This window comes from Pseudoalteromonas sp. Z1A6, assembly GCF_011378745.1.
Classification (GTDB): Bacteria; Pseudomonadota; Gammaproteobacteria; order Enterobacterales; family Alteromonadaceae; genus Pseudoalteromonas; species Pseudoalteromonas arctica.
The window spans coordinates 1-10,588 of sequence record NZ_WTKW01000137.1 but is presented as its reverse complement, the minus strand read 5'-3'; the positions used below and the strand labels follow the sequence as shown (position 1 = coordinate 10,588).

At 40.5% G+C, this 10,588-nt stretch carries 13 protein-coding genes; 4 read left to right on the top strand and 9 right to left on the bottom strand.

Annotated features, from left to right (window positions below; genetic code table 11):
- Nucleotides 1-77: 77 nt before the first annotated feature.
- The 6 genes from hemF to GQR46_RS10330 form a co-directional block, all read right to left on the bottom strand.
- Nucleotides 78-1,028 carry an oxygen-dependent coproporphyrinogen oxidase gene (hemF, locus tag GQR46_RS10355; protein WP_165729288.1) on the bottom strand — a complete coding sequence of 317 codons (951 nt, stop codon included), beginning with the start codon at nucleotides 1,026-1,028 and terminating at the stop codon, nucleotides 78-80.
- Nucleotide 1,029: 1 nt separating this feature from the next.
- Complete coding sequence (locus GQR46_RS10350; RefSeq protein WP_004335153.1) at nucleotides 1,030-1,593, bottom strand: L-threonylcarbamoyladenylate synthase; 564 nt, start codon at nucleotides 1,591-1,593, stop codon at nucleotides 1,030-1,032.
- Between the two features lie 25 nt (nucleotides 1,594-1,618).
- Nucleotides 1,619-2,194 (bottom strand): topoisomerase DNA-binding C4 zinc finger domain-containing protein, encoded by a 576-nt coding sequence (locus GQR46_RS10345; protein ID WP_165729287.1) that lies wholly within the window; start codon nucleotides 2,192-2,194, stop codon nucleotides 1,619-1,621.
- Nucleotides 2,195-2,308: 114 nt separating this feature from the next.
- Complete coding sequence (locus GQR46_RS10340) at nucleotides 2,309-2,782, bottom strand: DUF494 family protein (protein ID WP_010555161.1); 474 nt, start codon at nucleotides 2,780-2,782, stop codon at nucleotides 2,309-2,311.
- Nucleotide 2,783: 1 nt separating this feature from the next.
- The gene (dprA, locus tag GQR46_RS10335) at nucleotides 2,784-3,875 is read right to left on the bottom strand and encodes a DNA-processing protein DprA (RefSeq protein ID WP_165740893.1); all 1,092 of its coding nucleotides are present in this window, start codon (nucleotides 3,873-3,875) and stop codon (nucleotides 2,784-2,786) included.
- A gap of 31 nt (nucleotides 3,876-3,906) precedes the next feature.
- A complete protein-coding gene (locus tag GQR46_RS10330; RefSeq protein ID WP_010555159.1) occupies nucleotides 3,907-5,025 on the bottom strand; it encodes a LysM peptidoglycan-binding domain-containing protein in 1,119 nt (372 codons plus the stop codon).
- Between the two features lie 118 nt (nucleotides 5,026-5,143).
- Here GQR46_RS10330 and def point away from each other — a divergent pair, with 118 nt between their 5' ends.
- From def to trkA, 4 genes are all read left to right on the top strand, one after another.
- Nucleotides 5,144-5,647, top strand: coding sequence for a peptide deformylase (gene def, locus GQR46_RS10325; RefSeq protein WP_165729284.1), 504 nt, complete (start codon nucleotides 5,144-5,146; stop codon nucleotides 5,645-5,647).
- Between the two features lie 24 nt (nucleotides 5,648-5,671).
- Entirely contained in the window at nucleotides 5,672-6,625 is a 954-nt protein-coding gene (fmt, locus tag GQR46_RS10320) for a methionyl-tRNA formyltransferase (RefSeq protein ID WP_010555158.1), read from the top strand.
- Nucleotides 6,618-7,913, top strand: coding sequence for a 16S rRNA (cytosine(967)-C(5))-methyltransferase RsmB (gene rsmB / locus GQR46_RS10315; RefSeq protein ID WP_165740892.1), 1,296 nt, complete (start codon nucleotides 6,618-6,620; stop codon nucleotides 7,911-7,913). The genes fmt and rsmB overlap by 8 nt, the downstream gene beginning before the upstream one ends.
- A gap of 86 nt (nucleotides 7,914-7,999) precedes the next feature.
- A complete protein-coding gene (gene trkA, locus GQR46_RS10310; RefSeq protein WP_004335170.1) occupies nucleotides 8,000-9,376 on the top strand; it encodes a Trk system potassium transporter TrkA in 1,377 nt (458 codons plus the stop codon).
- 81 nt (nucleotides 9,377-9,457) lie between these two features.
- On the opposite strand, the gene GQR46_RS10305 is transcribed toward trkA, so the two are convergent.
- The 3 genes from GQR46_RS10305 to GQR46_RS10295 form a co-directional block, all read right to left on the bottom strand.
- Entirely contained in the window at nucleotides 9,458-9,673 is a 216-nt protein-coding gene (locus GQR46_RS10305) for an EF-hand domain-containing protein (RefSeq protein ID WP_007584177.1), read from the bottom strand.
- Between the two features lie 77 nt (nucleotides 9,674-9,750).
- Nucleotides 9,751-9,963 (bottom strand): calmodulin, encoded by a 213-nt coding sequence (locus tag GQR46_RS10300; RefSeq protein WP_004335174.1) that lies wholly within the window; start codon nucleotides 9,961-9,963, stop codon nucleotides 9,751-9,753.
- Between the two features lie 139 nt (nucleotides 9,964-10,102).
- A complete protein-coding gene (locus GQR46_RS10295; RefSeq protein ID WP_004335175.1) occupies nucleotides 10,103-10,315 on the bottom strand; it encodes an EF-hand domain-containing protein in 213 nt (70 codons plus the stop codon).
- Between the last annotated feature and the right edge of the window lie 273 nt (nucleotides 10,316-10,588).

The following is a 10,588-nucleotide window of genomic DNA, read 5'->3' as shown; positions in this document are numbered from 1 at the left end:
GATTTAGCAAAATCTCTTGAGCCAGACTTGTGATCAAGAGACAGCTAATTAGCGCCTTTTTGATTACTGTGTAATTGTTATAGTTGCCACTCTCTGGCTATCAACTCACTTGGTTGACTAGTTAACCACTCTTGCGGGCGTAAGTAATACTGATATAGGTTAGCTTCTGGGCTACTTGGCTCTGGTTTATAGTTATATTCCCAGCGTGCAAGTGGTGGCATAGACATTAATATAGACTCAGTGCGCCCGCCACTTTGTAATCCAAATAAAGTGCCTCTATCCCATACTAAATTAAACTCGACATAACGTCCGCGACGATAAAGCTGAAAATCACGTTGTTGCTCTGTGTATTCGTCATTTTTACGACGTTCAATAATAGGTAAATAAGCATCTAAAAAGCCATTACCCACCGATTGCATAAACGCAAAGCTTTGCTCAAAACCAAGTTCGTTTAAATCGTCAAAAAACAAACCGCCTACTCCGCGAGTCTCATCTCTGTGCTTTAAATAAAAGTACTCGTCGCACCAGGTTTTGTATTTTGGATAAACGTCGCTGCCAAAAGGCGCACAAATGTCGTGAGCAACTTGATGCCAATGTTGTACGTCTTCTAATACTGGATAAAAAGGAGTGAGATCAAACCCGCCACCAAACCACCATATTGGCTCTTCGCCTTCTTTTTCGGCTATAAAAAAGCGCACATTGGCATGACTTGTTGGTACATGAGGGTTTTTAGGGTGAATAACTAACGACACACCACACGCATGAAAGCTGCGCCCTGCAAGCTCTGGTCTATGTGCTGTTGCCGAACCTGGCATTGAAGCGCCAAATACGTGTGAGTAATTAACTCCGCCTTGCTCTATTACAGTACCATTTGTGGTTACACGTGTGCGACCACCACCACCTTCTGCTCGCTGCCAGTTATCTTCTATAAATTTAGCACTGCCATCTGCAGCCTCCAAACCTTGGCAAATAGTGTCTTGCAAAGCCATAAAGTATGCTTTTACTTGATCTAATAATTCGCTTTGCATATTAACCTCTAAATATTTTGCCAGTCATGGCGTCTTTTATAGTGCTTGGTTGAGTATTACCACCTAACGGCTCGTCAACGTAAAAGCCAACTTGTTCTGCAAATTGCGCTTTGGCTTGCTCAATACTAATTACTGTTTCTTGACCGGTTAAGTTTGCACTGGTTGATACTAGTGGCTTACCAAACTCTTGGCACAAACGCTTTACTGTTGGATGGTTTGTTACTCTTACTGCGATGGTATCAAACTGCCCTGTGAGCCATTTAGGCGTATTTTTAGATGCAGGCATAACCCATGTAATTGCAGCAGGCCAACTCGAAAAAATATCAGCGCGTTTATCCATTGGTATTTTTGCATCATCTACGTATTTTAATAATTGCCCGTAGTTATCAGCAATTAAAATAAGCCCTTTTTCAACCGGGCGCTGCTTAATAGCTAATAGTGCCTCAACGGCTTGTTGATTATCTGGATCACAACCTAAACCATATACAGCTTCTGTTGGGTATAAAATAACTTCGCCTTGCGTTAAGCATGTTATTGCAGTGGGCGTATTTGAAAGGTCTGACAAAGTAGTCTCCAGATATAATTAAACGTTATTCAGTTGGGGTGAGCTTATGCATGCAGCTTTTTTGTGGGCATTGCAATAATGTGCCGTTTGCCATATTTCTCTCTATGACGATAGGCCAGTTACATTCAGGACACGGGTGTTCAACCGGTTTATTATTAAGTGTGTATTTACAACTTGGATAGCAATCACAAGAATAAAATACTTTACCAAATTTATTACTGCGCGCGACTAAATGACCTTTTTTGCATTTAGGGCAACTTGGCAAAGTGTCTTCGCTTTGTTTTTCTTCATTTTCGTTAGCAATGTAATGGCACTCTGGATATCCCGTACACCCAATAAACATACCGTAGCGGCCATTTTTAACCACCAGCGGTTTGCTGCACTCAGGACATGCTGAATCTTCAAGAACTTTAATTTCGTTACTATCGTGATGTGCCAACGGCCTAATAAAGTCGCATTGGGGATAACTTGCGCATCCTAAAAAAGGGCCTGATTTACTATTGCGGATCACTAACTCTGAACCACACTGTGGGCATATCTCGTATTCTTTTTCGAGGGCGTGCTTGTTCGCCGAGAAAAGCGAATGGTCGATTTTACTCATGGTGATCCTAATAGGTTAGTGAATTTTCGCCTAATATACCCAAACCACTTAAAGATACAAGCAATGCCGTGCTTATCCGTTTAAGTAATTTGAGTACAATTAAGATAATTATCTCTAATGAAGAAGTTCGCTGGGTTCATCAAAAATCAAATCTTCCATTTGCTCATATGCCTCTTCAGAGCCAGGAACATTAAACAAAATCATAAGTACAATCCATTTTAAATCTTCTAGGCTTATGGTTGGTTTATCTAGTGAGGCTAAACAGTCCATTACCATCTCACGAGTTACATTGTTAATTACGCCTATTTGCTCAATAAACATTAAAAAGCCACGACACTCAGCACTGAGCCTTTGGCATTCACTATCGGTAAATATACGCACAGCATCTTTAGGGTTAGTAATAAGATAAGGAGACTCGTCACTGTGTTGTAAATCGGCGAGTTGCTCTAACCAATCGAGTGCTTTAAATATCTCAGGCTTATTAAAGCCCGCGCGCAGTAGCTCATCGGTTAATTCATTTTGCTCTGCAAATATATCCGCTTCGCTATGAATGTAATTTTCAAAAAGATATAAAAGAATATCAAACATATTACCTTCCTGCGCTTAGCTTAATATAACCATCTAACACTCGCTCAATCTGATCGTCTAATTCTAAATCGAGCAACCTAGCGAGCACTTTGTCTATTGGCCACTGCGCACGACGCACAATGTCATCTACGCTGGTTACTTCAAAGCCAATACTATTTAGAACCTCGCATTGAGAATTTGCCTGAATAGGCTGCTCTTTGTTACATACATTATTGTCGTAAGTAAAACTCACCTCTTCAAGAATGTCAGCCACGTTTTCTACCAGCTTAGCACCTTGCTTTATTAAAAAGTGACTTGCCTGCGCTAACGGGTTTTTAATAGAACCCGGTACTGCAAATACCTCTTTATTTTGTTCAAGCGCATAGCGTACTGTAATTAACGAACCACTTTTAATTTCCGCCTCAACAATAAGCACTCCCAACGATAACCCAGAAATAATACGATTTCGGCGCGGAAAGTTATGCGCATGAGCAGCTGCCCCTGGTAAAAACTCACTCACCAACAGGCCGCTTTCTAAAACTTGGTCTGTTAATAGTTTATGGCGTTTAGGATAGTAAATATCAACCCCAGTACCAAGCACCGCTATGGTTTTACCCGTACCAGCAAGAGAGCCCTTATGTGCTGCTCCATCTATTCCCCGTGCCATACCTGAGGTAACTGTAATACCCGCTAAAGTTAACTCGTATGCAAATTCTGATGCTATTTCAAGCCCGGTAGGTGTGGCATTACGACTCCCTACAATTGCAATTTGTGGAGTAGATAATAACGAGACATCTCCCCTACAAAATAGTAATAAAGGCGCACTGGCAATCTGTCGGAGATCTTCTGGATAAAGCGCATCAAAAATACAGACAACCGTAATGTTGTGCAGCGTAATTAGTTGCTCATAATGGCTGACTTGTTGCCAATTGGTGTTGAGTAAATTACTCGCCTGATTAGCGGTTAATCCAAGCTGTAAAAGCTTGTCATGAGGTAAGTCGAATAACGACCCAAGGGAATAATTTGTAGATAGTGCTAAAAGGGTTTTGATACCCAACCCTTTACACATATAAAAGGCAAGCCAGTGGGCTAGCTTGCCAGATGACTGATCCATGCTCTCTCCTAGAGCACCGACTCGCTACTTCTTAATGAATAACTGCAATATCTCCAATGCGAATTGGGTGCTGGTTTTTAGTTATTAATGCATAACTTATTTTGTCATACACTTTAAAGACAATTAGCTCGCCAACTTTTTCTTTAGGCATAGTCCACGTTGTGCTCTCTTCGTCAGACTCATCACCAAATAATTGGCTCACATCAGATAAAAGCTTCTCGTATTTACTAGAATCTTCTGGGTAACGAGGGCCACGAGGACCATCAATAACCGTTGGCGATTGACGCTCTAGATCTAATACATGACCCGCTTCTATGTTTTGTTCACTGCCTAAGTTTAGCACTACAACATCCATTGTGCTGAATTCTCTAACTTGTCGTGGGGAAGCAATAATATTCCCTGTTACAGGCTCAGAAGGACGGTGAATATTAAAGTACGCAGGAAGCATTTGACCTTCCATTGCCGGCATTAAAAAATCGCCTTGCTGAATTTCTCGTTTAACAGACTCAACACGTAATGACGAAGGCACGCCATTATGTTCATCACCCGCTCTAAACGCACGTGCGATACCCACGTAAGATGCACGCGTTGCTAACACTTCACCGGTTAAATCAGTGTAAGGATCACCTTTATGGTAAATGGCATATGCCTTATGTACTTGTAAGTCGCCTTTAACATATAAAATATGGCCTAACGTTTGTGTTTTAGTATTTTCGTTAGCACCTAAAATATAAGGTTTGCCTTTAATATCGTCACTGTTCATTGCTTGCTCGTAACTGATATACGGTTTGATCATTTCAAGCGGCAAAGTAGTAATAGCATTACGCCCTTTTGGTGTAATACGACCCTGAGGAGATAGCTTTCTATATCCTTTATTAATCACTAAACGTGGGTTTCCATCTGCATCGTATATCAGCGCTAATGCATCACCGGGGTAAATTAGGTGCGGGTTGTCAATTTGTGGATTCATTTGCCAAAGTTCAGGCCATAGCCAAGGCTCATCTAAATAGATGCCAGAAATATCCCAAAGTGTATCGCCTTTTTTTACAACATACTGTTTTGGTGCATCTTTTTTTATTTTAAGCACGTCAGCAATTGCGGGGAACGCAGCACTTAACGTAAGCATGATTGCAAGTAATGGAGATTTCATTGAGCTTCCTTGTATTGTTTTTTCATTATTATTGCCCAAAACCTGTTAAAGGTGAACGCGAATGGCTAAAATAAGAGCATACAATACCCTAAATTAAGCACAAGTGAAAAAGGTAACTATGGCTAGGTTAGAAGTTTTAAGATTTCCAGATGAACGTTTACGTACTACAGCAAAAGATGTTGCACAAGTTGACGACACAGTACGCCAAATTGTAAAAGACATGCTAGAGACAATGTACGATGAAAATGGCATTGGACTTGCGGCCACGCAAGTAGATATTCATCAACGAATCGTTGTTATTGATGTATCAGAAGAGCGCGATGAGCCACTGGTATTAATTAATCCACAAATCATTAAAAAAGACGGCTCTACCGTTAGCGAAGAAGGCTGTTTATCAGTACCTAACTCGTATGCAAAAGTAGACCGCGCTGAAACAGTAACAGTCGCTGCACTTAACGAAAACGGTGAAGAATTTGTACTAGATGCAGATGAATTACTGGCTATTTGTATTCAACACGAACTAGATCACCTTCAAGGTAAGCTGTTCATTGATTACTTATCTCCATTAAAGCGCCAACGTATTCGTAAAAAGCTTGAAAAAGAAGCTAAATTTGCAGATTAGTAATAAGTACCTTAGGAAAACTCAGTGACTCAACCATTACGCATTATATTTGCCGGTACGCCGGACTTTGCAGCACGTCATTTACAAGCGCTGATACAAAGCGAACACCAAATAGTGGGTGTATATAGCCAGCCAGATCGCCCTGCAGGTCGTGGTAAAAAATTAAAAGCCAGTGAAGTGAAAGCGCTAGCGCTTGAGCACAACTTACCGGTTTTTCAGCCACAGTCATTAAAAAATGATGAAGCACTAGCAGAGCTAACAAGCTTAAATGCCGACATTATGATTGTTGTAGCGTATGGCTTAATCTTACCTAAAGCTATATTAGAAGCCCCACGTTTGGGTTGTTTAAATGTGCATGGCTCTATATTACCGCGCTGGCGCGGCGCTGCACCTATTCAACGCGCAATTTGGGCAGGTGATGAGCAAACCGGCGTAACAATAATGCAAATGGATGAAGGGCTAGATACCGGCGATATGTTACATATAAGTCGCTGCCCTATTAGCACGACAGAAACTAGCGCTAGTTTATATACAAAGCTTGCTGAGCTAGGTCCAGACGCGTTAATTGAAACCATTAATAAATTAGCTAATGGCGAGATCACCCCTGAACCTCAAAATGATGAACTTGCTAACTACGCTAAAAAGCTTTCTAAAGAGGAAGCTAATATCGATTGGTCAATGAGTGCACTGCAAATTGAGCGAAACATTCGCTCTTTTAATCCATGGCCAGTGTGCTTTACCCAAATGGGTGGGCAAACAGTAAAGATTTATCAAGCGCAGGTTGTGCTGCAATCAGGTGATCCTGGGCAAATTTTATCAAGCGACAAAAATGGCGTAGTAGTGGCGTGTGGCGAACACGCTTTATGTATTACGCAATTACAGCCGCAAGGTAAAAAACCAATGGCAATTAACGACTTTTTAAATGGTCGTAGTGACTGGGTTACCCCTGGCACAATATTAGGCGAAAACAATGAGTAATGTTCCAAACGTACGAGCGCTGGCCGCTGAAACTTTATATAACGTAGTTGATAAAGGCGCATCGCTTAATCAAGAACTTCCATTTGCAAGCCAAGGCTTGCCGCCTAAAGATAAAGCGTTGCTACAGCAAATTTGTTATGGCGTTTTACGCTACTTACCGAGCCTTGAAAATTACTGCCAACACTTAGTAGAGCAGCCATTAAAAGGTAAACGTAGAATATTTCAGTTTTTATTATACGTAGGTATTTATCAACTGCAGCATATGCGCGTACCACCACATGCTGCAATTTCAGAAACTGTAAACGCACTGGCTCAACTGCGCGCTTTAGGATTAAAAGGGCTGATAAACGCCATTTTACGTAGTTTTCAGCGCCAACAAGCAGAGCTTGAAGAAAAAGCGAAGCTTATTCCGGTATGTTTATACAACCATCCAAATTGGTTTATTAAACAGGTGCAAACAGCCTACCCAGATAGCTGGGAAGCACTACTTGAAGAAAACCAGCAACAAGCACCAATGTGGCTTCGTGTAAATCAAGCACAATTTAGCACGCAAGAGTACAGCGACATGCTTAGCGCTAATGATATTGAACACACCTTAAACCCTGACTTTATTGATGGGATTAAGCTTGCCAAACCACGTGATGTATTTTCGTTGCCTGAGTTTGATACAGGTGCATGTTCAGTACAAGATGCTGCAGCACAGTTGGCAGCCCGCTTTTTAGAACCTAAAGCAGATGACTATATTTTAGATGCCTGTGCAGCACCTGGCGGAAAAACGTGTCATATATTAGAGCTTGCTGATGCTGATGTACTTGCACTTGATAGCGACTCAACTCGCCTTGAACGCGTTAAACAAAACTTAACGCGTATTGGCTTAGGTGCAGACCTTCAATGTGGCGATGCCTCACAACCACATACTTGGTGGGACGAAAAATTATTTGATCGTATTTTGCTTGATGTGCCTTGTTCAGCCACTGGCGTAATTCGCCGTCACCCTGATATAAAATGGTTACGTCGCGCATCAGACATCGAAGACTTATCTAAATTACAAAGCGATATTCTTGATAGTATTTGGCCTCTGTTAAAACCAGGTGGCACATTGGTATATGCTACGTGTTCGGTTCTTCCACAAGAAAACCAACAGCAAGTTGCTAAGTTTTTAGCTAATAACGATGATGTAGAACATATACCTCTACACGAAAATGATACCGTAACAACTCCTGGTTTGCAGTTACTGCCCGGTGAAAGTGATGGATTTTATTACGCTAAGCTAGTTAAAAAAGCCTAATAGCCGTACACTAAATAGTTAGCCATTTATGAAACATTAAATGGCTATTTTTTTAATTAAATTATGATCAATACCACGGGTAAATAATGAAAATAATTATACTCGGTGCCGGGCAAGTTGGTGCTACGCTTGCTGAAAACTTAGTTGGCGAACAAAACGAAATTACCGTTGTTGATATAGACGGTAACCGATTACGTGAACTTCAAGATAAGTACGACTTACAAGGGGTTATGGGCCACAGTGCGCATCCTGATGTATTACGCCGTGCAGGCGCTGAAGATGCCGATATGATTATAGCGGTAACCAGTTCAGATGAAGTGAACATGGTTGCATGCCAAGTGGCGTACAGTATTTTTAAAACGCCCACTAAAATTGCCCGTATTCGCTCGGAGCAATATTTAAAATACCGTGAAAAACTATTTCAAAACGATGATTTACCTATCGACCATTACATTGCTCCCGAAGCACTGGTCACTAAGTATATTCGCCGTCTAATTGACTACCCTGGTGCTCTGCAAGTATTGCAGTTTGCTGATGGCATGCTCTCGTTAGTAGCCGTAAAAGCTTACTATGGGGGTTTATTAGTAGGTTATGCGTTATCTGCACTTAAAGAACATATTCCTAATGTAGAGACTCGTGTTGCTGCTATTTATCGTCAAGGTAAAGCAATAAAACCACTGGGTACCACCGTTATTGAAGCCGATGACGAAGTATTCTTTATTGCCGCTACAAAACATATACGCGCAGTAATGAACGAGCTACAAAAACTTGAGCGTTCGTACAAAAAAATTATGATAGCTGGTGGCGGTAACATTGGAGCAGGCCTTGCCCGCTCACTTGAAAAAAATCACACCGTTAAACTAATTGAACGCAGTAAAGAACGTGCCGAGCAACTCTCAGAAATGCTCGATAACACGGTCGTTTTTTGTGGTGACGCATCTGATCAAGAACTGCTCTCAGAAGAGCATATTGAACAAGTCGATGTATTTATTGCCGTAACCAACGACGATGAAGCAAACATTATGTCGGCCATGCTTGCAAAACGTATGGGCGCACAAAAAACCATGGTACTTATTCAACGTGGAGCTTACGTTGATTTGGTACAAGGCGGCGAAATAGATATTGCCATATCGCCACAACAAGCAACTATATCAGCGTTATTAACGCACGTACGCCGTGGTGATATTGTTAACGTGTATTCACTGCGTAAAGGCGCAGCAGAAGCCATTGAAGCGGTTGCTCATGGTGATGAAAACACATCTAAAGTGGTTGGTCGTGCGATTGCCGACATAAAACTTCCTGCAGGTACAACCATTGGGGCAATAGTACGTAATGACGATGTGTTGATAGCTCACGATGATACAATTATTATGTCGGGCGATCATGTCATCATGTTTTTAATCGACAAAAAACACATTACCGTTGTAGAAAAACTATTCCAAGTAAGTGCTATATTCCTTTAACTAGTTACTCTAATTAGTTAATTTAATACACAAAAAAGCCGCTGATTAAGGCGGCTTTAATGGAGTATGCTTAAATATTGATTACTGTACTTTTGAAAACTCTTCTTTAGAGATTTCACCATTACCATCAGTATCCAAATCATCAAAAATCTTTACAAGCTGAGGGTTAACCTTCGCTTCTTCCATTGTAATAGCACCGTTACCATCTGCATCAAAAGAGGCAAAATCTACTGCGGCATATGCTGCTGATGAAGATGCTAAAACGATAACTGCAAGTGTTGTATTTAATGTTTTCATAATAATATTCCTAGTAATATGGGAAGTCCTTTTCAAAGATCCCTGACTGTGAAAAATGTTTAATCTGAAAAGATTAATTAGTAATTAGCGAATTCTTCTTTAGAAAGCTCGCCGCTACCGTCGGTATCTAGCTCAATAAATTCAGCCATTAAATCTGTATCGACTGCCGCTTCGCTTGGGCTAATTGTGCCGCTACCATCGATATCAAGGCTGTCAAAATCTGATGCTGCAAATGCAGCGGAAGAAGATGCTAGTACTATAAGTGCTAATGCTTTATTTAAATGTTTCATAACTTAATCCTTCAATGTTCTATCAAAAAAATTGCTTCGTTTAACTTAAAACGTAATTTTTCACTTCCTTGTTATCCTCTTTCGTAAGCTCCCTTGCCTACTTAGGTGTCTTTGGCAACTCAGAATAAATACTTTTTAATTAAGCTTCTGAAAATTCTTCTTTTGATAACTCACCATTTTGGTCAGTATCAAGCTCAGAAAACATGCTCATTAGCTTTGCATCAACTGATGCTTCTGCTTGGCTAATTGTGCCACTGCCGTCTACATCCAGTGTGTCAAAATCTGTTGCAGCAAAAGCGGCTGAAGAAGATGCAATAGCGATAAGTGCTAAAGTTTTATTAATACTTTTCATAATATGTATCCTTCAAATTTATGTGTGTGCGATTAAGTATTTCACTTTGAATCACGATTTCGTTCAGTACACTTAGACTATTACAACTTAGATGCCAACATTTAAAAGCTATTAATTTTCAATAAGTTAAATATAAAACGTACAACAAGAAGGCGTTTTTAGAATAGTTATTGTTGCCCTTTAGCAACACGTTTTAAAGAGATGACATTAAAGTCATTAAAAACATATAGTTATGTTTATATAAAAAGATACATTTTTAAGTGTACGGTTTTA

Excerpts from the sequence above, each read along its gene's own strand:
- GQR46_RS10305 (WP_007584177.1), bottom strand. The coding sequence starts at position 9,673 with ATGAAAACATTAAATACAACACTTGCAGTTATCGTTTTAGCATCTTCA.
- GQR46_RS10295 (WP_004335175.1), bottom strand. The coding sequence starts at position 10,315 with ATGAAAAGTATTAATAAAACTTTAGCACTTATCGCTATTGCATCTTCT.
- def (WP_165729284.1), top strand. The coding sequence starts at position 5,144 with ATGGCTAGGTTAGAAGTTTTAAGATTTCCAGATGAACGTTTACGTACT.
- GQR46_RS10330 (WP_010555159.1), bottom strand. The coding sequence starts at position 5,025 with ATGAAATCTCCATTACTTGCAATCATGCTTACGTTAAGTGCTGCGTTC.
- hemF (WP_165729288.1), bottom strand. The coding sequence starts at position 1,028 with ATGCAAAGCGAATTATTAGATCAAGTAAAAGCATACTTTATGGCTTTG.
- GQR46_RS10340 (WP_010555161.1), bottom strand. The coding sequence starts at position 2,782 with ATGTTTGATATTCTTTTATATCTTTTTGAAAATTACATTCATAGCGAA.
- trkA (WP_004335170.1), top strand. The coding sequence starts at position 8,000 with ATGAAAATAATTATACTCGGTGCCGGGCAAGTTGGTGCTACGCTTGCT.
- rsmB (WP_165740892.1), top strand. The coding sequence starts at position 6,618 with ATGAGTAATGTTCCAAACGTACGAGCGCTGGCCGCTGAAACTTTATAT.
- GQR46_RS10345 (WP_165729287.1), bottom strand. The coding sequence starts at position 2,194 with ATGAGTAAAATCGACCATTCGCTTTTCTCGGCGAACAAGCACGCCCTC.
- GQR46_RS10300 (WP_004335174.1), bottom strand. The coding sequence starts at position 9,963 with ATGAAACATTTAAATAAAGCATTAGCACTTATAGTACTAGCATCTTCT.
- dprA (WP_165740893.1), bottom strand. The coding sequence starts at position 3,875 with ATGGATCAGTCATCTGGCAAGCTAGCCCACTGGCTTGCCTTTTATATG.